26 protein-coding genes are annotated in these 25295 nt (G+C 60.0%); 3 read left to right on the top strand and 23 right to left on the bottom strand.

Annotation, left to right across the window (positions count from 1 at the left end; all coding sequences use genetic code 11):
* Nucleotides 1-15: 15 nt before the first annotated feature.
* From SIK97_RS20100 to SIK97_RS20085, 4 genes are all read right to left on the bottom strand, one after another.
* On the bottom strand, nt 16-915 hold the full coding sequence (locus SIK97_RS20100; RefSeq protein ID WP_009654897.1) for a Dyp-type peroxidase: 900 nt from the start codon (nt 913-915) through the stop codon (nt 16-18).
* 93 nt (nt 916-1008) lie between these two features.
* Entirely contained in the window at nt 1009-1584 is a 576-nt protein-coding gene (locus tag SIK97_RS20095; protein ID WP_014839169.1) for an RpoE-regulated lipoprotein, read from the bottom strand.
* Between the two features lie 63 nt (nt 1585-1647).
* Nucleotides 1648-2097 carry a DUF2919 domain-containing protein gene (locus SIK97_RS20090; RefSeq protein WP_004853030.1) on the bottom strand — a complete coding sequence of 150 codons (450 nt, stop codon included), beginning with the start codon at nt 2095-2097 and terminating at the stop codon, nt 1648-1650.
* On the bottom strand, nt 2084-2509 hold the full coding sequence (locus SIK97_RS20085; protein ID WP_004853033.1) for a GNAT family acetyltransferase: 426 nt from the start codon (nt 2507-2509) through the stop codon (nt 2084-2086). The genes SIK97_RS20090 and SIK97_RS20085 overlap by 14 nt, the downstream gene beginning before the upstream one ends.
* Before the next feature lie 211 nt (nt 2510-2720).
* Here SIK97_RS20085 and amiA point away from each other — a divergent pair, with 211 nt between their 5' ends.
* Both amiA and hemF read left to right on the top strand, forming a co-directional pair.
* Nucleotides 2721-3596 carry an N-acetylmuramoyl-L-alanine amidase AmiA gene (gene amiA, locus SIK97_RS20080; protein ID WP_004870750.1) on the top strand — a complete coding sequence of 292 codons (876 nt, stop codon included), beginning with the start codon at nt 2721-2723 and terminating at the stop codon, nt 3594-3596.
* Nucleotides 3596-4498 carry an oxygen-dependent coproporphyrinogen oxidase gene (hemF, locus tag SIK97_RS20075; RefSeq protein WP_057173345.1) on the top strand — a complete coding sequence of 301 codons (903 nt, stop codon included), beginning with the start codon at nt 3596-3598 and terminating at the stop codon, nt 4496-4498. Before amiA ends, hemF begins: the two co-directional genes overlap by 1 nt.
* A 114-nt stretch (nt 4499-4612) precedes the next feature.
* Here hemF and eutR read toward each other — a convergent pair whose 3' ends face one another.
* The 18 genes from eutR to maeB form a co-directional block, all read right to left on the bottom strand.
* A complete protein-coding gene (eutR, locus tag SIK97_RS20070) occupies nt 4613-5665 on the bottom strand; it encodes an HTH-type transcriptional regulator EutR (protein ID WP_025106630.1) in 1053 nt (350 codons plus the stop codon).
* Between the two features lie 48 nt (nt 5666-5713).
* Nucleotides 5714-6196: an ethanolamine utilization microcompartment protein EutK gene (gene eutK / locus SIK97_RS20065; RefSeq protein WP_014230327.1), complete on the bottom strand. Its 483-nt coding sequence runs from the start codon at nt 6194-6196 to the stop codon at nt 5714-5716.
* Nucleotides 6197-6206: 10 nt separating this feature from the next.
* On the bottom strand, nt 6207-6866 hold the full coding sequence (eutL, locus tag SIK97_RS20060) for an ethanolamine utilization microcompartment protein EutL (protein ID WP_004853042.1): 660 nt from the start codon (nt 6864-6866) through the stop codon (nt 6207-6209).
* A gap of 9 nt (nt 6867-6875) precedes the next feature.
* Complete coding sequence (gene eutC / locus SIK97_RS20055; RefSeq protein ID WP_032751914.1) at nt 6876-7769, bottom strand: ethanolamine ammonia-lyase subunit EutC; 894 nt, start codon at nt 7767-7769, stop codon at nt 6876-6878.
* A gap of 20 nt (nt 7770-7789) precedes the next feature.
* On the bottom strand, nt 7790-9151 hold the full coding sequence (eutB, locus tag SIK97_RS20050) for an ethanolamine ammonia-lyase subunit alpha (protein WP_004104373.1): 1362 nt from the start codon (nt 9149-9151) through the stop codon (nt 7790-7792).
* An 11-nt stretch (nt 9152-9162) separates the two neighbouring features.
* Nucleotides 9163-10575 carry an ethanolamine ammonia-lyase reactivating factor EutA gene (gene eutA, locus SIK97_RS20045; protein WP_057173346.1) on the bottom strand — a complete coding sequence of 471 codons (1413 nt, stop codon included), beginning with the start codon at nt 10573-10575 and terminating at the stop codon, nt 9163-9165.
* A complete protein-coding gene (gene eutH, locus SIK97_RS20040; protein ID WP_004853049.1) occupies nt 10572-11804 on the bottom strand; it encodes an ethanolamine utilization protein EutH in 1233 nt (410 codons plus the stop codon). Before eutH ends, eutA begins: the two co-directional genes overlap by 4 nt.
* A gap of 194 nt (nt 11805-11998) precedes the next feature.
* Nucleotides 11999-13186, bottom strand: a complete 1188-nt coding sequence (gene eutG, locus SIK97_RS20035) for an ethanolamine utilization ethanol dehydrogenase EutG (protein WP_032750855.1) — start codon at nt 13184-13186, stop codon at nt 11999-12001.
* Nucleotides 13176-14015: an ethanolamine utilization protein EutJ gene (gene eutJ, locus SIK97_RS20030; protein WP_032750859.1), complete on the bottom strand. Its 840-nt coding sequence runs from the start codon at nt 14013-14015 to the stop codon at nt 13176-13178. Before eutJ ends, eutG begins: the two co-directional genes overlap by 11 nt.
* Nucleotides 14016-14025: 10 nt before the next feature.
* Entirely contained in the window at nt 14026-15429 is a 1404-nt protein-coding gene (locus SIK97_RS20025) for an aldehyde dehydrogenase family protein (protein ID WP_025106624.1), read from the bottom strand.
* 11 nt (nt 15430-15440) lie between these two features.
* A complete protein-coding gene (gene eutN, locus SIK97_RS20020) occupies nt 15441-15728 on the bottom strand; it encodes an ethanolamine utilization microcompartment protein EutN (RefSeq protein ID WP_004853058.1) in 288 nt (95 codons plus the stop codon).
* Nucleotides 15729-15842: 114 nt separating this feature from the next.
* Nucleotides 15843-16133, bottom strand: a complete 291-nt coding sequence (gene eutM, locus SIK97_RS20015; protein WP_000387720.1) for an ethanolamine utilization microcompartment protein EutM — start codon at nt 16131-16133, stop codon at nt 15843-15845.
* 41 nt (nt 16134-16174) lie between these two features.
* Nucleotides 16175-17191: a phosphate acetyltransferase gene (pta, locus tag SIK97_RS20010; protein ID WP_032750862.1), complete on the bottom strand. Its 1017-nt coding sequence runs from the start codon at nt 17189-17191 to the stop codon at nt 16175-16177.
* Complete coding sequence (eutT, locus tag SIK97_RS20005) at nt 17188-17991, bottom strand: ethanolamine utilization cob(I)yrinic acid a,c-diamide adenosyltransferase EutT (RefSeq protein ID WP_014839175.1); 804 nt, start codon at nt 17989-17991, stop codon at nt 17188-17190. Before eutT ends, pta begins: the two co-directional genes overlap by 4 nt.
* Nucleotides 17988-18680 (bottom strand): ethanolamine utilization acetate kinase EutQ, encoded by a 693-nt coding sequence (eutQ, locus tag SIK97_RS20000; RefSeq protein ID WP_014230335.1) that lies wholly within the window; start codon nt 18678-18680, stop codon nt 17988-17990. Before eutQ ends, eutT begins: the two co-directional genes overlap by 4 nt.
* Complete coding sequence (gene eutP, locus SIK97_RS19995; protein WP_009654912.1) at nt 18658-19137, bottom strand: ethanolamine utilization acetate kinase EutP; 480 nt, start codon at nt 19135-19137, stop codon at nt 18658-18660. Before eutP ends, eutQ begins: the two co-directional genes overlap by 23 nt.
* 12 nt (nt 19138-19149) lie before the next feature.
* Complete coding sequence (gene eutS / locus SIK97_RS19990; RefSeq protein ID WP_004123425.1) at nt 19150-19485, bottom strand: ethanolamine utilization microcompartment protein EutS; 336 nt, start codon at nt 19483-19485, stop codon at nt 19150-19152.
* 159 nt (nt 19486-19644) lie between these two features.
* A complete protein-coding gene (gene maeB, locus SIK97_RS19985; RefSeq protein ID WP_057173953.1) occupies nt 19645-21924 on the bottom strand; it encodes an NADP-dependent oxaloacetate-decarboxylating malate dehydrogenase in 2280 nt (759 codons plus the stop codon).
* Between the two features lie 289 nt (nt 21925-22213).
* Here maeB and tkt point away from each other — a divergent pair, with 289 nt between their 5' ends.
* The gene (gene tkt, locus SIK97_RS19980) at nt 22214-24208 is read left to right on the top strand and encodes a transketolase (protein ID WP_032750864.1); all 1995 of its coding nucleotides are present in this window, start codon (nt 22214-22216) and stop codon (nt 24206-24208) included.
* Here the strand turns inward: tkt and SIK97_RS19975 are convergent.
* Nucleotides 24177-25244: a DUF1176 domain-containing protein gene (locus SIK97_RS19975; RefSeq protein ID WP_032693170.1), complete on the bottom strand. Its 1068-nt coding sequence runs from the start codon at nt 25242-25244 to the stop codon at nt 24177-24179. The genes tkt and SIK97_RS19975 overlap by 32 nt on opposite strands.
* Nucleotides 25245-25295 lie beyond the last annotated feature (51 nt).

The raw sequence follows: 25295 nt of genomic DNA, 5'->3' as shown, positions 1-25295 counted from the left end.
GGTCAGGAGAAGATCTTACAGCGCCAGCAGTCTATCCAGCGAAGGCGCGAAGTAGTATCCGCCGGTCACCGGTTTGGTAAAACGCAGCATCGCGTCGCGCTTACCGTCGGTATCGCCGAACATGCTCAGCAGCTGCTGTTCAATATTGTGCAGACGCGCGCAGTAGGCGCAAAAGTAGAGGCCGTGGGTCCCGCTGGCGGTACCGTACGGCAGGCTCTGACGCACAATCTTCAGCCCTTTACCTTCTTCTTTCAGATCCACGCGGCTCAGGTGAGAGGTATCCGGACGATCGTCGCCGTCAATCTCTTCGTTGGCTTCTTTGGTACGGCCGATCATCATCTCCTGATCGGGAACGCTCATGCGATTAAGCTGCTTGAGGTTGTGCTCCCAGCGCTGCACAAATACGTAGCTGCCGCCCGCATCGACGCCATCCTGAATCACCGCCACTTCACGGCGGGTCTCTTCCCCCGCCGGGTTTTCAGTACCGTCGACAAAGCCGCTCAGATCGCGCTCTTCAATCCAGCGAAAGCCGTGAATCTCTTCTTTAACATCAATCGCTGCGCCAAAAGCGGACAGGGCCGCCTGAGCGACAGAAAAATTCAGCTCATGCTGCGCGGACAGAATGTGGATTAGCACATCATACTGGGTGGCCGGGGCCAGACCTTTGCCATAGGACGGGAAGTCTTTTAGCTCTTCAGCCCCGACGCCACCGCTTAGCTGACGCCAGACGTTATGGCCAAAAGCGACCACCGCCCCCAGCTTCGCTTCCGGGTATTTCGCCTGAAAGGTGGCTAACTTATCGGCAAACACCTTGCTGGCTTCGCGCAGGGCGTCAACATCGCCTTTGACATTTGCTTCAATCCAAATCGCCGCACGGCAATGTTCCGGCAAAATGCCGCTCTGAACCTGAGACATCGCTCCTCCTGAAATAGTACAACCACAACGCTGTGGCTTTTTAAGGCGCTATTGTACCCGCTTTTTCAGGACCTCGAATCACTTCAGATCAAATTAGCGACGCCAGATAATTTTGCTCACCTTCCAGTTTTTCAGCGTGTCGTCGGAGGGCATTAGCTCTTCAGGGCCGCTCCAGTTGCCGGTGAAGGCATAGCTGATATGCTGGCTACCCTCGGCCTTGCACTCCACCACGGCACCGTTATCGTTGCTGCCTTTCTGGCAGTTGCCAAACGCTTTGCTGTAGATATCGCTGAACGGGGTACCGATTTTCACGCCGCTGGCGGCTTTGATATTGCTATCGCGCACGTCGATGCGGCTAATAGTCCCGCTCTCGCCGTTGATGGTCAGCGCGACCTTGTCATCTTTTAACGCTTCGAAATAGCGCACAATATTGCCGTTAGCCGTTTTCATGCCGCTGCGCAGGCGGTAGCTGCTGCCGAGCGCGTCGCCGATCGCCTGCTCGCTCAGCGCCGTTGACGCCGTCAGGTTGCCTACGCCCTGTTCGCTCACCTCCATAGAGGAACCAAACCAGTTCCACGGATAAGCCGCCGACCAGTTCACCGAGCTCATCGTTGAGCAGCCGGTTAAAGCCAGCGGTAGTGCGCAGAGAAGTAAACGTAGCGATTTCATGACTGAGTGTCCTTTCTGATGTATTCAACGCAAGTTGGAGTGCGCGATCGGCAAAAAGTGCCGTTAAACCTGTTCTTCGCGAAAACAGGCTTTCAGCCGACGGCTGCTTAACAGCCACCAGAGCGCGTAAAGATCCGCCGCCAGCAGGCCGATGGTCACCGCCGAAGGCGACTCACCGCTCATCCACAACAGCGGTTGCCAGACCAACAGCAAGAGCTGGGAAAGCACCAGCAGCCAGCGCATCATGGGCCAGAGCCGGGGGAAGCGCTGACGATGCCCGCTAATGATAAACGCCAGCACCGCCGGAATGCCGGGGAGCAATCCCAGCCAAAAATTATCGTGGTCCGGATAAAACAGATTCAGCAGCGCGTCGCCCTGCTGGCGTGACGCGCCGGCCATCAGAAATAGCACCCACGTCCGCGCCTGAAGCAGCAACACGCACCAAAAGAGAAACGGCAAACGCAGGCGGCCGTGAGTATCGAAATCGGCGGGGATAAACTCAGTATTCTTCATCTTCAATTAAGCGCTTGCCGAGGCACAGCACGTCTGAATGCTCATAGCCAAGGCGTTCGTACATCCCCTGCACCACGTCATTATCTTCGCGAACCATAATATTTATTTTCGGACAGCCGCGGGCGATCAGCTTTTTCTCCAGCCGATTAAGCAGCGCATTAGCAATACCGCGACCGCGATATTCAGGATGCACGCCAAGATAATAGGCAGACCCGCGATGCCCGTCATAACCGCCCATCACCGTGCCAACCACTTCACCGTTAACTTCGGCGACCAGAAACAGGCTGGCATCGTGGTTCAGCTTACGTTCAATATCCATTTCCGGATCGTTCCATGGGCGAAGGAGATCGCAACGCTCCCACAGGGTGATGACCTCTTCGAAATCTTGCTGGCGAAAAACGCGTATCTCCATGGTATTCCCCACCATTGACGGTTAAAAACAGAGATTATGGCGTGATTGTGCCCGATAGCCAATATCAGGCGCAATGAGCCGCAAAAAATGGCATACTATGACTTTGTCATGTATTGAAATGAAAAGTAAAACAATTCTTATTTTGAATGGTCGTATCAGAAAAGACGATACGATATAACATTGGTTACCACTTGTTTGCAATTCAGGCCGAATGAGCACTTTTAAACCATTAAAAATACTTGCTTCGCGCCGCCAGGTGCTGAAAGCCGGGCTGGCAGCAATCACGCTTTCAGGGATCGCCTCACAGGCCAGCGCGAAAGAACAACAGCCATTGAAAACATCCAATGGGCACAGCAAACCCGCAGCGAAGAAAAAAGGCGCCAAACGCGTCGTGATGCTCGACCCGGGCCATGGCGGTATTGATACCGGCGCTATCGGCCATAACGGTTCAAAAGAGAAGCACGTCGTGCTGGCGATCGCTAAAAACGTGCGCAGCATTCTGCGCAGCAACGGCATCGATGCGCGCCTGACGCGCAGCGGCGATACCTTTATTCCGCTCTATGACCGGGTGGAGATCGCCCACCAGCACGGCGCCGATCTTTTTATGTCAATTCACGCCGATGGTTTCACCAACCCGAGCGCGGCCGGCGCTTCCGTTTTCGCCCTTTCCAACCGCGGCGCCAGTAGCGCCATGGCAAAGTATCTCTCGGACCGTGAAAACCGGGCGGATGAAGTGGCCGGCAAGAAAACGACGGATAAAGACCACCTATTGCAGCAAGTGCTGTTCGACCTGGTACAAACTGATACCATCAAAAACAGCCTGACGCTCGGTTCCCATATCCTGAAAAAGATCAAGCCGGTGCACAAGCTGCACAGCCGCAATACCGAGCAGGCGGCGTTTGTGGTGCTGAAATCGCCGTCGATTCCGTCGGTGCTGGTAGAAACCTCGTTTATTACCAATCCGAACGAAGAAAAACTGCTCGGCACCACCGCGTTCCGGCAGAAAATCGCCACGGCGATTGCCAACGGCATCATCAGCTATTTCCACTGGTTCGATAACCAGAAAGCCCACTCGAAGAGACGTTAATGAGACCCGATGCGCACCACCAGGTAAAAGCTTTCCTTCTCCAGCTCCAGGATGCTATCTGCCAAAAGCTCAGCGCCGTTGACGGCAGCGAATTCATCGAAGATAGCTGGCAGCGGGAAGGCGGCGGCGGCGGACGCAGCCGGGTGCTGCGCGATGGCGGTATCTTTGAGCAGGCTGGCGTTAACTTTTCGCACGTGCACGGCGAGGCGATGCCGGCCTCCGCAACCGCGCACCGCCCTGAGCTGGCGGGCCGCAGCTTTGAAGCGATGGGCGTCTCGCTGGTCGTGCACCCGCGCAGCCCCTATATCCCCACCAGCCACGCCAACGTGCGCTTCTTTATCGCGGAAAAACCGGGCGCCGAGCCGGTATGGTGGTTCGGCGGCGGCTTCGATTTAACCCCCTACTACGGCTTTGAAGAAGATGCCGTTCACTGGCATCGCACCGCCCGCGACCTGTGCCAGCCCTTCGGCGAAGAGGTTTATCCGCGCTATAAAAAGTGGTGCGACGACTACTTCTTCCTCAAGCATCGTAACGAACAGCGCGGCATCGGCGGCCTGTTTTTCGATGATTTGAATACCCCGAACTTTGACCATTGTTTCGACTTTATGCAGGCGGTGGGCAATGGCTTCACCGATGCGTATCTGCCCATTGTCGAGCGGCGTAAAGAGAGGGTCTGGGGCGAGCGCGAGCGCGCTTTTCAGCTCTACCGCCGCGGGCGCTACGTGGAGTTCAACCTGGTGTGGGATCGCGGTACTCTGTTCGGCCTGCAAACCGGCGGCCGCACCGAATCCATTCTGATGTCGATGCCGCCGCTGGTGCGCTGGGAATACGACTACCAGCCGGAAGCGGGCAGCCCGGAAGCGGCGCTGAGCGAGTTTATTCAGGTGCGCGATTGGGTTTAACGTTGCCTGATAGTGCGGTTCGCAGGCCAGATACGGCGCCGTTTTGCCTGATGGCGCTACGCTTATCAGGCCTGCGATGACGGCGCGAATCGCCATCCGCTAAATAGATCGTCATCACGCCCACTGCCGCATCCGCTGATGCAGCGTCAGCGACGGTTTCTCGGCGAACAGCTGCTGATAATCGGTAGCGAACTGGCCCAGGTGCCAGAATCCCCACTGCATCGCCGCATCCTTAACCGTCGTGCTCTGCGACCACGGGCTAATCAGCTCCCGGCGCACCGCGTTTAAACGAATGCGCTTCAGCCAGGCGTTCGGCCCGATCCCCAGAATGGCGTGAAAGGCGTTTTGCAGCGTACGGCGGCTGACGTGCAGCTGCTGACATAAATCGAGAACCGTCAGCGGCTCCGACATATTCTCCAGCACGTACTCCCGCGCCCGGGAAAGCAGACGCCGATAGCTCTGGTGGCTAATGCTCTCGGCGGTAATCATCGGCTGCGCCTCCTCCAGCATCGCCCCCATCGCCAGCAGGAGATTATCGCCCAACACCTTACGCACAGCGGGCTGATGAAGGTTCTCCGGATTCTCGCTAAACGTCGCCAGCGCCTGCTGTACAAAGCCCCACAGCGCCGCCTTGTGCTCCTCTTTGACCTCCAGCGCCGACTGGTTACGCAGCATATGCAGCACCCGCTCCGGGTGATGCAGGAAGCTGGCCTGGCGGGAAATGACATCCTCCGAGATCACTACGCCCAGAATGGTGTAATCATCCGGCGTGCTGAGCTCAAACTCGGTGCCGCCGGGTCGGGTGGCGATTTCGGCGCTGCCGAGGCACTGTGAGCCAATAAACCCCTGCTCGCCGCGGGTTGCCGGAATACCGAACCAGAAGGAGTTCGGCCACACCAGGCAGGACTGGCGCAGCGCCAGGCCGGTATATTCGCGAAAGACCTGAATATCATCGAGCAGGATTTCGGTAAATTCACCGTGAAATTTCCCCGGATGCAGCTGATCGTAAATCTGCTGCCAGGCGGTAATCGTCAGGGCATGTTCATAGACATCGGTGGTCCGCCGCTGATGGACGTTGTCCACCTCGACCATCGGCGTCAGTTTAACGTCTTCGGGTAATGCTTCATGATAAAGATGGTGCAGGTTGGCCGGTTTTTTCTTTTTCATGATCTGATAAACCGGGAGCGCTTTCGCGTTCCCGGCACCTCCGACTGGTTAATTTTTTAAGCGATAGCGACTACTGCGTTTACGCAACGCTCCGGTAGAAAAGAGCTGCTCCAGCGCCTTCCTGGCCTCTTCAAGCGACCAGCCGAAATGGGCGGCCACCTCCCCTGCCGTCATTCCCTGACGCGTCGAAGAGAGCAGCGTCAGCAAGGGTTCTGAGGATTCCACGACCACCGGCGGCTCCGGCGTTTGCGGCAGCCGTTGAAAACCGGCGATCAGCCGCTGGGTATCCTCTTCCGGGCGTCCAATCTCCCGACGGCTGATAACGCGCCCCGTACGCTGCGCCGCAGCGCTGCCGGCATCCAGCGCCGCCCGGCACGCCGCCAGGTCGCCTTCCACCACCAGCGTCAGCCTGCCGGGGTCAAGAACCTCATGGCTGAGCAGCCGCACGTTGGCCGCCTTCAGCATCGCATCCGCCGCGTCAACGGCGGCCACCATGCCGTCCACTTCCAGTAATCCCAGGGCGTTGATCATCGCTTCCCCCTTACGCGCGCTGGATTGGATGACGGGCAATATCCAGAACGGCATCGGTAAAGGCGTTACAGGCGGCTTTACAGGCGGCCTGGCTCCCCGTCAAAAAGGCGGCGGAATAGTTGGTTTCCGACGGCGGCGGCACGTAGGTCACCAGCTGCACGTCGGCCGATTTCATTGCCGCATCGATACCGAAGGTCGCCTCCAGCGGCGGCGCCACCAGATAAGCGATCGGATCGCCAAGCGCAATGCCGGAGGTAGACGAGAGATAAGAGCCGGTACGCGACACCACGTGCGCCAGAAACGCCGTATCTTCGGCATCGTTGGCCCACTGGAACGCGGCCCCAGTTTCGATATGCGCCACCATCGCATCCAGACCGGCGCGCACTTCCGCCGGGTTCGGGCCGCCCAGCATAATCAGCACTTCACCTGCGGTTGGCGAAGGGCCGTGGGCCGCGCCGGCGTAAAGAGAACGACCGTAGACCACTTCCACCATCGCCTGTTTTGTCGCTTCGTCAGCGGCAATATAAGTCACATCATCCGAATCCGCCGTGATGAGTCCGAGGCTACGTATATGTGGCGGTAATTTAAGCTCGCGGGCAAAGCCGTCATTCACTGAGGCAATCACGCGCATGGCCGTCACCGAAGGGCGAATTAAATCTAATGCAGGCATGATGCCTCCTTACCGAGTCATGTTGATGCCGGAAGCCTTCTGCTCCAGCATGCGTTTGGCCAAATCGACAATCACCGCCGCGGCTTCTACCGGGGGCGTGCCGCCCTGGTGAATATTGGAAATACAGGTCCTGTCCGCTTCGACGGTGGTCGCCACGCGCGGCGAATACACGGCGTAACAGGAGAGGCTTTCCGACTGCCCCAGCCCCGGACGTTCGCCTACCAGCAGGATGACCACCTTCGCGCCGAGAATTTCGCCAATCTGATCTTCAATTTTGACCCGCCCGTAGCGGACGAAGAACGGCGTACCGACCTTCAGTCCGGCCTGCTTCAGGCCCGACAGCAGCGGCGGCAGGATCTCTTCATAGTTGACGGTAATCGCGTCGGTAGAGAGGCCATCGGATACCACCACCTGAACGTCAGGATTCGCCACGCACTGCGCCTTCAGCGCGTCAATCGCCTCCGGACTCAGCCGACGGCCCATATCCGGGCGCGTCAGGTAGAGGTTTTTGTCGCTAATTTCGGAGCGCACCTCCAGCAATCCCTGGGTTTTCACCCACTCCTCCGGTACCTCTTTCAGCACCGTATCCTTGGAGCGCGAGTGGTCGGCGAGGAAGCGCAGCAGCGCGAGGGTGCGCGGACGCGGACCGGCGCGGCCGGTACACACGCGCGCCGCGGTGCTGCGCTTCAGTTCGGCCAGCACTTCCGCACGATGCGGCTGCTGCACGCCAATCCAGCCTTTCGCCTCTGGCGAACCTAAATCCAGCGCGCAGCTCTCCGCCGCGACCTCGCACTGGCTGGCGCACTTCGTCACCGTCGCCTCAGGCGCTGCTGCTGCCGTCTGCGGTTGTCCCATTGACGCCATCACGCTACGTACAATTTCTTCAATCTGCTTTTGATCCATCATGTGTCATCCCCGCGTCATCAAAAGAACAGTGACGGATCGCCCGCCCGTTGGGTCAGACGACCGTTTGCCATAATGCCCATGGTTTCCAGCCAGCGTTCGAACTCCGGCGACGGCCGTAGATTCAGCAGCTGACGGACGGTAGCGGTATCGTGAAACGCGGTGGTCTGATAGTTGAGCATGATGTCGTCGCCGAGCGGCATGCCCATGATGTAGTTGCAGCCGGCGGTGGCGAGCAGAATCATCAGGTTTTCATTGAGGTTCTGGTCGGCGTCGGCATGGTTGGTGTAGCAGCAGTCGCAGCCCATCGAGATGCCGCTCAGCTTGCCCATAAAGTGATCTTCAAGACCGGCGCGAATAATCTGCCGATCGTTATAGAGGTACTCCGGCCCGATAAAGCCCACCACGGTATTGACGAGGAACGGATCGTAGTGCCGCGCCAGGCCATAGTTGCGCGCCTCCATCGTCACCTGGTCGGCGCCGAAGTTCGCGCCGGCCGACAGCGCCGAGCCCTGCCCGGTTTCAAAGTACAGGCAGTTCTCCCCGGCGATACGGTTAAACTCGGCGCCGACCGCCCGCGCTTCATCGAGCATCGCCAGCTCCACGCCGAACTCTTTTAGCCCCTTTTCGCTGCCGCAGATGCTCTGGAAAATAAGCCCCCCCGGGGCGCCGCGACGGATCGCTTCAATCTGGGTGGTAACGTGCGCCAGCACGCAGCCCTGGGTCGGGATATTAAACTTGTCGATAACGCCGTAGACGGTATCGAGGACGCGGGTCAGGTTCTCCACGTCATCGGTTACCGGGTTAACGCCGATCACCGCATCGCCCGCGCCGAACGAGAGCCCTTCGTAGATTTGCGCGGCAATGCTCTGCACGTCATCGCGGGTATCGTTCGGCTGCAGGCGGCAGCTAAAGGTGCCCGGCAGGCCGATGGTGGTGTTGGCTTTTTTAATCACCGGCATTTTCTTCGCGCCGTAGATCAGGTCGGCGTTGGAGCAGACCTTCGCCACCGCCGCCACCACTTCTGAGGTCAGCCCTTTGCGCACAAACGCGATGTCATCGCTGGTGACCTCATCGTTAAGCACGTATTCGCGCAGGTCGCTGATAGTCCAGTTTTTAATCCGCTGATAGGCGGTTTCGTTGACGTCATCCTGAATCAGGCGCGTCACGCAGTCCTCTTCATAAGGAATCACCGGATTGTTACGAATATCGGCGACCGTCATATCGGAGAGCACCTGCTTCGCCGCCACGCGCTGCTGCGAACTTTCCGCCGCTACCCCCGCCAGCACATCCCCCGAACGCAGTTCGTTGGCTTTAGCCAGCACCTCTTTTACATCCTTAAACTGATAAACATTGCCGAACAATGTGGTCTTTAGTTTCATAAGTCGTTCCCTCAGGAAGGAAATGCGAGTGATTTCACCGTCACCGGCACAACCGATCCGCCAAAAAGAGGCGTACCAATGTCGATATAGTCCCCCGCCCGTACGCTCACCTCATCGATGACCGCCAGCGGGAGTTGTTGCAGCTGCGGGCGCAGCAGCATGCCCAGCGCTTTGCCAAAGTCCTGCTCGGCCACCACCAGCAGGGGATGCGGGTTGGGAAAGCGCGCGACAAAAGCCAGCAGCGCGTCAATCACCACCAGCAGGGCGGCGTAGCGCACCGGCAACGAAGCAGGAAGCGCCAGCACGTAAGCATCCGATCCCGGATCCAGATCGAGCTGCATCAGCGCCTGCTGCCAGGCGCTCAGCAGATCGGCTTCATCAAGCGGGATCGCCACCGGCAGATTGCGCAGCGGGAGCTGAACCCCCTCCAGCCAGATGGTGCTGCCGGAAAGCGAGAGCGTGTGCGCGCCGGCACCAATCACCGTGGCGCGTACGGTTTGCGCCGGGAACTGCACGTTCATCTCCCGCAGCCGCGGATGCTCATGCAGCGCCGTGGCCAACAGTGGCCCAATATCAGAAAAACAGAACGGATCCGCGGGCTGGTTGCGGTAGCACTCGCCCACTCCGCCGGAAAGGGTTATCACCTCGGGTACCGCGCCTGCGGGCAGCAGGCCGGTTTGCATCAGCCGTTGCGCCAGCGGTGAGAGCGTGCCGTCGATAACTTCGACGATCAGCTCCGCCATCCGCCGCGCTACCTGCGCTAACTGCGCTAACTGCGAAGCACTCAACGCGCGCGCATCGGCGCCTGCGCCAAAAACCTCATCGACGATCATTTGTCCCGGCTGATGGGCATAAACCACCCGCCCCTGGCCGTCGGTCTCCAGCAGGCGCCCGCCAACGTTCAGGCAGGCGGTGGCGCTGATTTTTCCCGCTTCAAACAGCGCGTAGTTTGAAGTACCACCGCCGATATCAATGTTCAGCACCCGGCACATCCGCTGTTCAGAAAGGGTTTGCGCCCCGGCGCCGTGACCGGCAATCACCGATTCCAGATGCGGCCCGGCGCTGGCCACCACAAAGTCGCCGAGCGACTGCGAGAGCGCCATCACCGCCGCCCTTGCGTTGCGGGTTTTCGCGCTTTCGCCGGTGATAATGATCGCCCCAGAGTCCACCGATTCGGGGGCAACCCCGGCGGCCTGGTACTGCGCCAGAATCAGCGCCTTGAGTTCGGCCTCCTTCAGACCGCCCTGCTTATCAACCGGGGTAAAGAAGACCGGGCTTTGCCAGCTAATTTCGCGTTTGATGAATTCGTAGCGCGGCACCTGCGACACCGCCGCACGGTTAACCAGCTCAAGGCGGGAGAAGATCACCTGAGTGGTGGTGGTGCCGATATCGATACCGACGCTCAGCAGCTGGCGAGTTTTCACGATTGCGCCTCCGCTTCGGTTTTCGCCGCCGCCGGTGCGTTTTCATCTTTCGGCACCAGCAGCATCGCTACGCCAATGGCGGTGACGCCGCCGATCAGCTTGCCGACGATCATCGGGAAGATCATGGCGTTCATGTTGGCGGCGGCGAAGCCTAAGTGGTCGCCCAGCGCGAAAGCGGCGGAGACGGAGAACGCGCAGTTGATGACTTTGCCGCGGGTATCCATCTGCTTCATCATGCCGAACATCGGGATGTTGTTGGCCAGCGTCGCTACCATCCCGCCGGCAGCCATATTGTTGATTTTCAGCAAATTACCGACGCGCATCAGCGGCTTTTCAAACCAGCGGGTCAGCAGCAGCACCATCGGATAAGCGCCGAGCAGCACGCAGGAGATCGAGCCAATGACTTCAATGGCGCGCATCACCTCGCCGGGCTGGTCGCCGGGAGCCATAAAGATCGGGTCGAGCCCCGGGATCAGATCCCAGCCGAGCAGGAACTTGATGACCGCCGCGGCCAGGCCGATGGTGATCAGCGCCACCAGAAATTTGGCGAAGATCTGGAAGCCGTTGATCATTTTTTCCGGAATAAACTTCAGCCCCAGCGCCACCAGCACCGCGACGATAAGCACCGGGATCATATTCATCAGGATCAGCGCGAAGGTGAACTCCACCGGCTGTCCGTTAATCTCCACGCCGGAGTACATGGCCACCAGGCCGCCGGCGATGCAGCCGATCGGAATCGTGACGATCCCGGCCAGCACGCCCAGCGCCAGGTAGCGGCGGTCGGAGGGCTCGATGATGCCGAGCGCGACCGGAATGGAGAACACCAGCGTCGGCCCCATCATCGCCCCGAGGATCAGGCCGGAATAGAGCCACGCCGCCACGTCGCCGCCCGCCAGCTCTTTAGCGAGGAAGAAGCCGCCCATATCGCAGGCCAGCAGCGTTCCGGCGAACATCGACGGGTTGGCGCCGAGCATTTCATACAGCGGAATTATCACCGGCCCGAGCAGGTGCGCCAGTACCGGCGCCAGCGCGGTCATCCCGACCATCGCCAGGCCCAGCGCGCCCATCGCCATAAACCCCTCTTCGAACTGGCCGCCGGATCCTTCGATGCTTTTGCCAAACTTGCCGAGAAAGCGCGCCGAGCCGCCAAACTGCGACAGGATCCTGTCCACGGCGGCAATCAGCATAAAGAACATCATGATGTACATGATGATTTCGTTAATTCCCATAGCCTTTACTCCCTGTCATTTATGATTTGTAGATACTGTGAACGCCGGGGCATTAACCGCGCTCCGGGGGCTTTCCCGGGTCGCGGCGTGAACGCCTTACCCGGGCTACGGAATAGCAGACGGCTGCGATCCTGTAGCCCGGCTAAGCGCAGCGCGAGCCGGGACAGCCACACGCCTCCGGGAAAATGGCCGCATCAGCGCGCCGCCGCGTACAGATCGATAATCTGCTCCCGGGTGGCGGTGCGTGGATTAGTGCGCAGACAAATGTCCTCCTGCGCCGCCTGCGCCCATGCGCTGAAATGTTCGGGCTTCGCCCCGGCGTCAGAGAGTCGTTTGCTCAGGCCGACTTCGGCGATCAGCGCCTCAACGGCGGCAATAGCCTCGTGGTCGTCGGTTTTTTTAGCGGTCAGCGCCCGGCCGATCTGGCTGAAACGCTCGCGGCATACCATGCGGTTAAACCGCATTACCGTCGGCAGCAGCATGGCGTTGGCCTGCCCGTGTGGAATATGCAGCGCCGCGCCGGGCTGATGCGCCATCGCATGACACAAGCCAAGACCCGCGCTGGAAAAGGCCATTCCCGCCATACAGGAAGCCAGCAGCATGCTTTCGCGGGAGGCGAGGTCGTGGCCGTAGCCCACGGCCTTCGGCAGCGCCTGGCCGATCATCGCTATTGCGCCAAGCGCCAGGCTATCGGTAAAGGGCGTCGCGTTGAGCGCGCTGTACGCCTCAACGGCGTGGGTCAGCGCGTCAATCCCGGTCATCGCCGTCACCGGCGGCGGAACGCCTTCGGTCAGGGCGGCGTCGAGAATCGCCACGTCGGGCATGAGCGAGGCGTGCGCCAGCACCTGCTTGCGCCCGCTGACCGCATCGATAATCACCGTCACGTTGGTGGTTTCCGAGCCGGTTCCGGCGGTGGTCGGCACCGCAATGAGCGGCAGACGCGGGCGCAGTACGCTGCTTTCCGTCATCGCGCTGAGCGTCTGCTCCGGGTTAGTGACCAACAGCGCGACCGCTTTCGCCGCGTCAAGCACCGAACCGCCGCCAAAGGCCACCACGCCGTCGCACTTCGATTCGCGCAGCTGCGCCACCGCCGCGCAGACGTCGGTAATGCACGGCTCTCCCGGCGGACAGGGCCAGACGGTCATCGCCACCCCCTTCATCGCCAGGCTGCGCGCAAGCCCGGCGGTCATTCCCGCCTGATGCAGGAAACTGTCGACCATCACCAGCAGATGGCTTACGCCTCGCGCTTGCGCTTCCTGACCGCAGGCGCTCAGCGCGCCGAGGCCGCACAGCGTCACCGGCGGCACGCTGAAGGTTTTCACCCGCTGCAGATTCAGGGTATCGAATGCCTGAAAGAGCGCCGTCTGCAGTTCAGCTTGCATAGATTCCCTCCGCTTTCTCTCTCCCGCTGTTGGCTATCGCCAGCGGGGTCATAAACAGGCTGTGCTGCGGTAAATGCACCCGTAATTCCGGGAAGCGCTTGCGAAACAGCGCGTCCACGCCCGGCTGCATACAGGAGCCGCCCGCCAGCCATAAATCAGCAATGCCCTGGCCTTCGATATGGTGAGCAACAATCTCGGCCATCTTTTCGTATACCGGCTTCACCACCGGCCAGATCTCCTGGACGTTGCTGCGCTTGTACTGCTCCGCCTCTTCCAGCGGCATGCGGCGGTTACCGGCAAGGGTCAGGGAGATATGGTGACCGCCGGTCGCTTCATCGGCGGAGTACGTCACCTCGCCCCTTTTGACGATAGCGATCCCGGTGGTGCCGCCGCCGATATCCACCACGCCCGCGTTGTCGAGCTGTAGCAGATCCGCCACCGCGGTCGGTTCATCCAGCACGTGGCTAACTTCCAGCCCGGCAGATTCGAGTACGTTGATCGAAATACGCGGGTCGGTGCCCGGCGGAAACGAGGTCGCCGCGTGGCTGAAGCGACAGCCAAGCTGCTGTTCGAGCGTATCGAGATGGCGGCGCACGATGGTGACGGCGCCGAAGAAATCCCAGACGATGCCGTCACGCACGACGTCAGCCCAGTCCAGACACACCGCCACCGGCTGCCCTTCGCTGTCGACAACCATCGACACCACGTCGCAGGTGCCTAAATCCACGCCCAGCCACAGCGGTGATTCACTGGCGGCAGGCGTCTGATTACACAGGGCGGCCGCTTTTTGCAGTCTGGGGGTGAGCCAACGTTGTTCGTCGTGTGCCATGAGTCATCCCTTATACAATTCGGAAGGCATCCACCAGCACGCAGCGCCGCAGGCGAACGAAGGTGCGCGCACTGGTCACCCCCTCCCCGGTTGGCGTGGTGATGGTCATGGTGGTCCAGCCCTCTCCGCCCAGCCCGAGCCCGGCGATGCACGGCCCGTTTTTAACGAAAATGCTGGTATCAATGGCGTTCGCCATCTGATTCATGTTGTCGATATTGCGCGAGTGCATCGCCGCCGTGTGGTGGCAGCCGCCCTCCAGCTGCACCGCCAGCGCGATAGCGTCATCGACGCTGGCCACCCGTACGACAGGGAGCACCGGCATCATCAGTTCCGTCACGGCAAATGGATGGCTGGCCGGGGTTTCCACGAACAGCAGGCGCGTCTGCGGCGGCACGTTCAGGCCGATGGCGGCGGCAATCTTGCTCGCGTCACGTCCCACCCAGTCACGGCTGACCGTACCTTTGCCGCGCTCATCGATATTCTTCAGCAGCACCGGCTGAAGCTGCTCGGCCTGGGCCGCGCTGAGCTTCACCGCCTGCTGGCCTTCCATCAGGCGCATCAGCTCGTCGGCGACGCTATCGACCACAATCAGCACCTTTTCGTCGGCGCAGATGATGTTGTTATCAAACGAGGCGCCTTTGACGATGGACTGTGCGGCGCGCGCCAGGTCGGCCGTTTCGTCGACCACTACCGGCGGGTTACCGGCGCCGGCGGCAATCAGACGTTTATTGGTATGCTTGCGCGCGGACTCCACCACCGCTTCACCGCCGGTGACCACCAGCAGGCCAATACCGGGGTACTTAAACAGCCGCTGGGCCGTTTCGATGTCCGGGTTCGCCACGGTGACCAGCAGATTGGCCGGACCGCCCGCGGCAATCACCGCCTGGTTGAGCAGCATAATCGCCCGCTGGGAAACCCTTTTCGCCGCCGGATGCGGGGCGAACACCACGCTATTGCCCGCGGCAATCAGGCTGATGGCGTTATTAATTACCGTCGCCGCCGGGTTGGTGGAGGGGGTGACCGAGGCCACCACGCCCCAGGGCGCGTTTTCAATCAGCGTCAGGCCGTTATCGCCGGTGAGCACCTGCGGAGAGAGGCACTCCACGCCCGGCGTGCCGCGCGCCTGGGCCACGTTTTTGGCAAATTTATCTTCAACGCGACCCATGCCGGTTTCGCTGACGGCAAGCTCCGCTAATTCTCTGGCGTGTTTTTCGCCCGCCTCACGGATGGCGTGAATCGCCAGCTGGCGCATCGCCACGCTTTTCAGCCCCTGCTGGGCCACCTTTGCCGCCGCGACGGCGTCATCCAGGGAGGCAAAGACGCCCATCTCATGAACGGCGTCGTCCGGCTGGCTGCTGGCCGTCATTTTCAGCAGTACCGCTTTCACCACCTGTTCAATATCCTGTTGATTCATGATGTTCAGTCCTATTTATGGAAAATCACCTGACCGCCGGCCACCGCTTCATCGACGATACCGATGACGCACAAATCCACAGGAGACGCCTCGCTGCGGTGTGCCTGTCGCGCCGAGCTTCCGCTCACCAGCAGCACCCATTCGCCGGGCCCCGCGCCGATGCTGTCGATGGCGACGGCGCACTGCCCGTCGGGCTTGCCCGCGGCATCAATCATCTCCACCATCAGCAGCTTGTCGTGCGCCAGCCCCTGATGGCGGACGGTGCAGACAATCTGTCCCGTGACGACTGCCAGTTTCATACCGCCTCCCTGAATTGCGTGGTAAGTCGTGGGCCGGATAAGCGCAGCGCCATCAGGCAATGGCGCGCGTTAATGCCGGAGGGCAACGCTGGCGCGTCTTATCCGGCCCGACCATCAGATGTTGCTGTCGCCTTTAAAACTGATGGGGAACACCTCCTCCAGATCGCCGTGCGGACGCGGAATCACGTGCACCGAGACCAGCTCGCCGATGCGCTGCGCCGCAGCGGCGCCGGCATCGGTAGCGGCTTTGCAGGCCGCCACGTCGCCGCGCACCATCGCGGTCACCAGACCGCCGCCAATCTGCTTCACGCCAACCAGCTTCACGCGCGCGGCTTTCACCATCGCATCAGAGGCCTCAATCAGCGCAACCAGGCCCCGGGTTTCAATCATTCCTAATGCTTCCATTGTGTTTTCCTCTTACTTAAGGGGGTCCAGAACGGGACCGTTCATTCAACCTGCGTGGGTAAGCGGCACTCGCCGCTTACGTCACTCCGGCGCGGCACGGCTGCCACTAACGCCAGTTCGATAATTTCCTGCACGCTACAGCCTCGGGAGAGGTCGTGGAGCGGTGCGGCCAGCCCCTGAATCAGCGGCCCGACCGCACGATAGCCGCCCAGGCGCTGGGCGATTTTGTAGCCGATGTTGCCGGCTTCCAGCGACGGAAAAACCATCACGTTGGCCCGCCCCTGCAGCGGACTGGCGGGTGCTTTTTGCGCGGCGACCTCCGGTACGAAGGCGGCGTCAAACTGCAGTTCGCCATCCACCATCAGCTGCGGAGCGCGCTGACGCACGATCTCTGTGGCCTGCTGTACGTTGGCGACGTTGGGATGACGGGCGCTGCCGCTGCTGGAAAACGACAGCATCGCCACCCGCGGCTCCTCGCCGGTAATGGCCTGCCATGTCTCCGCGCTGGCGATGGCGATATCCGCCAGCTGCGCCGCCGTCGGCTGCGGCACCACGCTGCAGTCGGCAAATCCCAGCGCCGGTCCGACGTACTGCGGCAGCATCAGAAAGATCGACGACAGCGTTTTGCAGCCAGGCTGAAGGCCAATAATGCGTAATCCGGCGCGCAGCACGTTCGCCGTCGAGGAGAGATTGCCGGCAATACACACGTCGGCCTTCCCGGCGCTGACCATGGCGGCGGCGAACATCAGCGGGTCGTTGAGTTTTTCCTCCGCGTCCGGCGGCGTTTTTTCTCCGGCGCGGGCAAGCCAGCGCCGGGCAAACGCTTCGCGCATTTGCCGGTTGCTGTGCGGGTCGACGATCTGCATACCGTCCATCGGCAGGCGGTGGCTGAGGGCGAACTGGCGCAGGGCAAAGGGGCTGGCGATCAAAATCGGCTTTGCCAGCCCCTGCTGCTGGAGGTAGTGCGCCGCTTTGAGGACGCGGATATCCAGCGCGTCCGCAAACACCACCCGGGCGGGCGAACGCAAAGCCAGTTGACGGGCGCGTTGAATAATCATTGCTCCCCTCCCAGACGCTGTTGGATCTGACTGACGGTTAGCGGATGTTTCGCCACGCTTAAAATCATCATCACGTAGACGGTGCTGGAGAGGCGGTTGAGCGCCTGCAGAATGTCCGGACGTAAGACCTCAAAACTGCGGGTAATAAAGACCTGCGCGGCGACCGTTTCCGTTTCGCGTATTTTGCTGCGCAGCAGATTGAGCAGCGCGGCATCGCGGCCGTGGCCGGCTTCCGGCACCAGATGATCGTGGTCGAGATAGCGCAGCGGCTGGTGGGAAAGGCGATGCAGTTCATCCTCGTTCAGCCCGACGATAGACTGCGCCGCCAGCGGTTCACCCACGGCGTCGGCGCGCATAATATTGCCCAGGCGCGAGCGGATATCCGCCAGCCAGGGCTGCCAGGGCTCCGCCAGTTCGATTTGCAGCCATACCGCCAGGGCGATGGTGGCGTCGAGGGCGGCGCGAAAGCCCAGCCGCGGATCGCTTTTGGCGACCATTTTTTCCGCCGTCAGATGGGTCAGGGTGTCCGGTTTTTTGTCTACCGGCTGGCGGCACAGCTCGCAGCAGGCCTGCGGATGCGTACCGCTGCTGGTTAAACCGTGTACCGGCTGCGGCTGCTGCGCGTCGTCATCGACAAACAGGCTGCCCTGCTCGTCGAGAAACTTAATGCGCAAACGGCGGCTTTCCAGCAGCTCCCGGGCCGAAGGCGTCAGACGGGCGTCGGCGGGCAGATGAATTTCTGCCCCTTCGCTGAGCGTATGGTTCGCTCTGAGCCAGGCTTCGGTAATAAAATCTTTCATAGCGATTGCCAGTTCGCAGGCCAGGCGACGTACAGGAAGCGCACGGTCGACGGCGTGCCGAATTCTATGCTCGAACCTTTCGGGATAAACATCACGTCCCCGGCTTTGGCCACCATAGTTTCGCCTTCATGGCGCACGTGGAGTTCGCCCTCCAGCACCATGTCGACCTCGTCATAGTTCAGCGTCCAGGGGAAGAAGGCGTTTTCCCACTGCATAAACCCGGCGGCCATGCTGCTGCCGTCCTGCTCGGTGACCAAATCCGTTAAGCCGACGCGGTGCGGTTCGGCGCCGTCGAAGCGGCCGAATTTCACGCTGCTGCCGTCAATGACCTTTACGCCGCCTTTACCGGTGACCGCCTTAAAGCTGGGCTGCATCGCGTCCATCCCCAGCGACTGCTTCTCCTTCATCACTTTTTCCATCAGCTGCGCCACCAGGCTTTCGGTAAACTGCCCTTCCGGCAGCTGGGCAATAATGGTTTCGCGAATGCGCTGGCTTTCGGTTTTTTCCTCTGCCGCCGGGACTGCCGGCTCTGGCGCGGATTCATCGCACTCCTGGATGGCGACGCCCAGCAGCTCCGCGACTTCGCGGGCTTCCGGGGTGATGATGCTGGCGCGCAGCACAACCGATATTTCCTCTTCGCCTCGCGCGTGGGCCGCACGAATATCGTTAGCTGTGATAAGTTTCTTCACCTGCCCCTTCCTCCTTTTGGCTGAGCTCACTCAGGTAATTCACCAGATGCTCTACGCTTTGCGGGTCGTGAGCGTTGAGTTCGAAAATCGGCTCCTGAAACCCCATCCCGTACAGCAGTTGCCGCACCGCGGCGACGTCGGCGTCCGGCATATCCGTTTTGCTGATCGCGGCGATATGTCGTTTATTCGCGCCAATATCCAGTAGCCCGGCGGGTAAGCGACTTTCGGTATCATTTGCCGCGTGGACATAAATCAGCGTATCGACATCCTGCAGCGTGGTAATTAATGCGTGGTACCAGCGCGGATGGCTGAAATATTCCCCCGGGGTGTCAATATCGCCTTTCTCGTTAAATTCCACGGCCTGCGTTTTTCTCGCGAGGGAATAATTTCCCTGTAACGCATTAAATAGCGTTGTTTTTCCCGCACCCACCGTACCGACAAATGCAATACGTTTCATTGCCGCCTCTAATTAGCTTTTGGTTAACTCGCAGAGGGTGTAATTTAATAATCGGCCAAGCCCGCTCACCGTCTGCAGCAGCGCCTCTTCTACCGCGCCGACCGAGCCATAAATCACCAGCGCGCCGCTAAACCGGTCGAGAAAACCGATATGCACATCGGCGGCCTTCATCGCTAAATCACCGGCGATCATGGCGGTTTCTCCAGGGGTTAAGGTCATAATGCCGATAGCGCCGGATTCGGGAACGCCGATCTTTTTCGCCAGTTCTGCCCCAGGGTGCGCAATCAGATGCGCCAGCGTCACCTGCTTGCCGGGTACAAATTCCTGAATGATGCGTTCTTTATCCATGGCTCACCGCTCCGCTAAAACTTGCGCTTATCGTGACAAGTTTCCGCTGGAGTAAATAACAAAATTCGGCAAGTTGATTTGAAAGGTGAGATAGATCACTTATAAACAGAAATAAAAAAGCGCGGGAGAATTCCCGCGCCTGAAATAATTAAATGAAAATTACAGCGGCTGAGTTTGCGCTTCAACAACCGCCAGCGCGACCATATTCACGATACGCCGTACCGAAGCAATTGGCGTCAGGATATGCACCGGCTTTGCGACGCCCATCAGCACCGGTCCGACGGTGACGCCTTCAGAGCTGGAGACGCGAAGTAAGTTGTAACTAATACGCGCCGCTTCCATATTCGGCATCACCAGAATATTGGCCGAACCTTTCAGCGGGCTGTCCGGCATCCGCTCATTACGAATGCTTTCCACCAGCGCGGCATCGCCGTGCATTTCGCCATCGATCATCAACTCCGGCGCCTGCGCCTTCACCAGCTCCAGCGCCTGGCGCATTTTGCTGGCGGACGGGCAGTCCGAGGAACCAAAGTTCGAGTGCGACAGCAGCGCCACCCGCGGTTCAATCCCGAATCGACGAACGGTTTCTGCCGCCATCAGGGTGATCTCGGCAATTTGCTCCGGCGAGGGATCGTGGTTGACGTAGGTGTCGGCGATAAAGGTGTTGCCGCTCGGCAGCAGCAGCGCGTTCATCGCCCCGGCCGCATGAACCCCTTCACGGTAGCCAAACAGCGGCTGAATGACGCTGTAGTGCTCGTGATAGTCACCGATGGTGCCGCAGATCATCGCATCGGCTTCGCCGCGCTGCACCATGATCGCGCCAATGACCGTAGTGTTGCTGATCACCGCCCGCTGCGCCTGCTCCTGGGTGATCCCGCGCCGCTTCATCAGGGTGTAATATTCATTCCAGTACTCTTTGAAGCGCGGATCGGATTCGTTATTGACGATCTCAAAATCAACCCCGGCTTTGATCTGCAGTCCCAGCTTCTGGATGCGCATCTCAATGACGCCGGGACGACCGATCAGAATCGGTTTCGCCAGCCCAAGGGAGACCAGCTCCTGAGTCGCGTGCAGTACGCGGGTATCTTCGCCTTCCGCCAGTACCACCCGCTTCGGCTCTTTGCGCGCCTGCGAGAAAATCGGCTTCATAAACAGATTCGTTTTGTAGACGAACTCGCTGAGCTTCTCGATGTACGCATCAAAATCGGCGATCGGGCGGGTCGCGACGCCGGAGTCCATCGCCGCTTTCGCTACTGCCGGAGCAATCTTGACGATCAGCCGCGGGTCGAACGGCTTCGGAATGATATATTCCGCGCCGAAGCTCAGATCCTGATCGCCGTAGGCGGAGGCCACCACTTCGCTCTGTTCAGCGTGCGCCAGCTCGGCAATCGCGTGCACCGCCGCCAGCTTCATCTCTTCGTTAATCGCCGTTGCGCCGACGTCCAGCGCGCCGCGGAAGATGAACGGGAAGCACAGCACGTTGTTTACCTGGTTCGGATAGTCGGAGCGGCCGGTACAAATAATGGCGTCGGAGCGCACCTCTTTCGCCAGCGGCGGCAGAATCTCCGGCTCCGGGTTAGCCAGCGCCAGAATCATCGGCGCGCGGGCCATTTTCTTCACCATCTCCTGAGTCAGCACTTTCGGGCCCGAGCAGCCGAGGAAAATGTCCGCCCCGTCAATCACGTCATCCAGCGTGCGTTTGCCGCTGTCTTCGACCGCATAGGCCGCTTTCGTCTCCGCCATATTCGGCTCGCGGCCCTTATAGATAACGCCTTTCGAGTCGCAGACCACGATGTTGTGTTTCTGCATCCCCAGCGCCACCAGCAGGTTCATACAGGCAATCGCCGCCGCGCCCGCGCCGGAGACCACCATCCGCACGTCGGAGATGTTTTTCTCCACCACCCGCAGACCGTTAAGAATCGCCGCGGTACTGATAATCGCCGTCCCGTGCTGATCGTCATGGAAAACCGGAATATTCATGCGCTCGCGCAGCTTTTGCTCGATGTAGAAGCACTCCGGCGCTTTAATATCTTCAAGGTTGATACCGCCGAAGGTCGGCTCCAGCGCCGCGACGACGTTGATAAATTTGTCCGGGTCCAGTTCATCGACTTCAATATCGAACACATCGATACCAGCGAATTTTTTAAACAGAACGCCTTTGCCTTCCATCACCGGCTTACCGGCCAGCGCGCCGATATTGCCCAGCCCCAGAACGGCCGTGCCGTTGGAGACCACCGCCACAAGGTTGCCGCGCGCGGTATATTTAAAGGCTGCCAGCGGATCCTTCTCGATTTCCAGGCAGGGCGCGGCGACACCCGGCGAGTAGGCCAGGGCCAGATCGCGTTGGGTAGCCAGCGGTTTGGTCGGGGAGACCTGGATTTTTCCGGGGACCGGGAATTCGTGGAAATCAAGGGCGCTTTGTTTTAACTGCTCATCCATTTTATCGTTCCTTTCACGTATCGATCGTAGGGGGTGAAACGTTATCGCCTACCTGGTGTTCACCCTAAAGGGCCACCTAGTATCTCGCCTGACGGCTTCGTAAACTTTGAACACCGCCAAACTCTCGCCATAACAAAGTTATATTTGTTATCGATTTATATTGTTTATGTAACTTAGTTTCAGAAGCAATGATAGCCCCGTCTGCTATGCTTTTTAGTTATGCAACTCATCACCCTCTCTATCCTAAACCAATAAAAACTCATGTAACCTATTGTTTCAGGAGCACATTATGTCCCGTAGAGAACTAGCCAACGCCATCCGCGCCCTGAGTATGGATGCAGTCCAGAAAGCTAACTCCGGCCACCCCGGCGCGCCAATGGGTATGGCCGATATCGCCGAGGTGCTATGGAACGATTTCCTCAAGCACAATCCTGAAAACCCGCAATGGTACGATCGCGACCGCTTTATTCTCTCCAACGGCCACGCGTCGATGCTGCTCTACAGCCTGCTGCATCTGACGGGCTATGACCTGCCCATCGAAGAGATAAAAAACTTCCGTCAGCTGCATTCAAAAACCCCGGGCCACCCGGAGATTGGCTATACGCCGGGAGTGGAAACCACCACCGGTCCGCTGGGGCAAGGACTGGCGAATGCCGTGGGCCTGGCTATCGCCGAGCGCACGCTGGCGGCCCAGTTTAATCAGCCAGATCATGAGATCGTCGATCACTTCACCTACGTGTTTATGGGCGATGGCTGCCTGATGGAGGGGATTTCTCACGAAGTGTGCTCTCTGGCGGGGACGTTAGGACTGGGCAAGCTGATCGGCTTCTACGACCACAACGGCATTTCCATTGATGGCGAAACCAAAGGCTGGTTTACCGATGACACGGCAAAACGCTTTGAGGCCTATCACTGGCATGTGGTGCATGAAATTGACGGCCACGACCCCGAAGCCGTGAAGAAAGCGATTCTGGAAGCCCAGAGCGTGAAGGACAAACCCTCGCTGATTATCTGCCGTACGGTGATAGGCTTTGGTTCGCCGAATAAAGCAGGGAAAGAAGAGGCCCACGGCGCGGCGCTGGGAGAACAGGAAGTGGCGCTGGCGCGCCAGCAGCTGGGCTGGCATCACCCGGCGTTTGAGATCCCGAAAGAGATCTACCGGGCCTGGGACGCGCGTGAAAAGGGACAAAAGGCGCAGAAAAGCTGGGAGGAGAAGTTTGCCGCCTATCAGCAGGCTCATCCGCAGCTGGCGGCGGAGTTTACGCGGCGCATGAGCGGCGGACTGCCTGAGTCGTGGGATGAAACGACGCGGAAGTATATTGCCAATTTGCAGGCTAACCCGGCGAAAATCGCCACCCGCAAGGCTTCGCAAAATGCCCTCGATGCCTACGGCCCGCATCTGCCGGAACTGCTGGGCGGCTCCGCTGACCTCGCGCCCAGCAACCTGACCATCTGGAAAGGATCGACTTCGCTGAAAGAGGATCCGGCGGGTAACTATATCCACTACGGCGTACGCGAGTTCGGGATGACGGCCATCGCCAACGGCATCGCGCATCACGGCGGGTTTGTCCCCTATACCGCCACCTTCCTGATGTTCGTCGAATATGCCCGCAACGCGGCGCGTATGGCGGCGCTGATGAAAGCACGGCAAATCATGGTCTATACCCACGACTCCATCGGTCTCGGCGAAGATGGTCCGACGCACCAGGCGGTAGAACAGCTGGCCAGCCTGCGCCTGACGCCAAACTTCAGCACCTGGCGACCGTGCGATCAGGTGGAGGCCGCGGTGGCGTGGAAGCTGGCGGTCGAACGTCACAGCGGGCCGACGGCGCTGATCCTCTCAAGGCAAAATCTGGCGCAAATGGCGCGCACGCCGGAGCAGGTACAGAATATCACCCGCGGCGGCTACGTGCTGAAGGACGCTGGCGGCAAGCCGGACCTGATACTGATAGCTACCGGTTCGGAAGTCGAGATCACCGTGCTGGCGGCGGAGAAGCTGCTGGCCAAAGGGGTGAACGTGCGCGTGGTTTCCCTGCCATCGACCGACGTGTTTGATGCCCAGGAGGAAGCCTACCGGGAATCGGTCCTGCCGTCGGACGTCAGCGCCCGCGTCGCGGTTGAGGCCGGCATCGCCGACTACTGGTATAAGTATGTGGGGCTAAAAGGCAAAATCGTCGGCATGACCGGCTACGGTGAATCGGCCCCCGCGGATAAGCTCTTCCCTTACTTCGGCTTTACCGTTGAGCATATCGTTACCGTAGGGGACGAGGTACTGAACGGGTAACCCAGAGCGTGGGCCAGGCGTCTGGCCCCTGCCAGTTATCGCACTGCGGCTGCCGCGCGTAGCGTACAAGGCTAAACCGCTGGCCGTCATAGCGCCAGCGCGTTTGCGTCCCGCAGTCGCCGGGCGCGCGCCCTTTATCTAGCGTCACCAGTTCCTGGCGTCGATCGTCGTAGCGGGCGTTTACCAGTTCGACATCGCGCGGCCCGTCGCCGGGGGGCTGGAAAGGCAGAGTGAGCCGTACCGGATGAGCAATATACGGCCGCTGGCGCGACACCAGCCAGGCCAGCCAAATGGTGTTGTAGGCGCCCGCTTCGCAGCTGGTCATCAGCAGCACCCTATCGTCGGTCAGCGCGGCAACCCGCACCTCGCGGCGAAACGGATCCAGCGAACAGGCGCTGCTGTTCATGCGCTCGTTGCCATAATCCATGAGATCGTTAAGTTCATCGCGGCTGAGGGGGGACTCCGCCACGTCGATTCTCGCCACCGAGCGCAGTGCCGGGGCGGGCGGAACGCTGAGCGGCGGCTCTTCCCCCTTCCCTACCCACGCGGTTTCGCTCCCCACGCGCTTCTGCCGGCTATCGATAAACAGCAGGGCGGCTTTCAGCCCCTGTAAAGAGATGGCCTGCAGGCCATTTTCGAGGGTTATCGCCTTTGCTGCCTGCACCTGCTGCAGAAAGGCATCAATGGTGACGCTATCGTCGGTTTCAAGCAGTTTGTCGGCGATCTGCCAATGTTTATCGCCCAGAGACAGGGGTTTACCATCGAGGCGAAGGCGCGGCGCAATCGGCGCCAGCGCCGCGACCGGATTGCCCACGCCGCCGAGTTCAATGCGCAGGCTGGCGCTGGTAGCCGCCCCGGCGCTGCGGGTGAGGGTCATGACCAGGCCGTGATGCAGCCCGACGTTGCGGGCCACGCAGAAGTTCTGATTGTTGCAGGTTACCTGCCAGTCATTGAAGAGCTGTTGTGCCGGCGCCGCCCGCACCAGCGACGTCGGCAGTAAACCGAAAAGCAGAAACAAAATAACCCGATGCAACATGAGCGGCACAACCCCGGAGAAAACGCCATACACAGCGGCTATGTTCACCAG

It is taken from the genome of Klebsiella sp. JN_Kp126 (assembly GCF_033843325.1).
Lineage (GTDB): Bacteria > Pseudomonadota > Gammaproteobacteria > Enterobacterales > Enterobacteriaceae > Klebsiella > Klebsiella michiganensis.
This window is presented reverse-complemented; position numbering and strand designations above follow the sequence as displayed.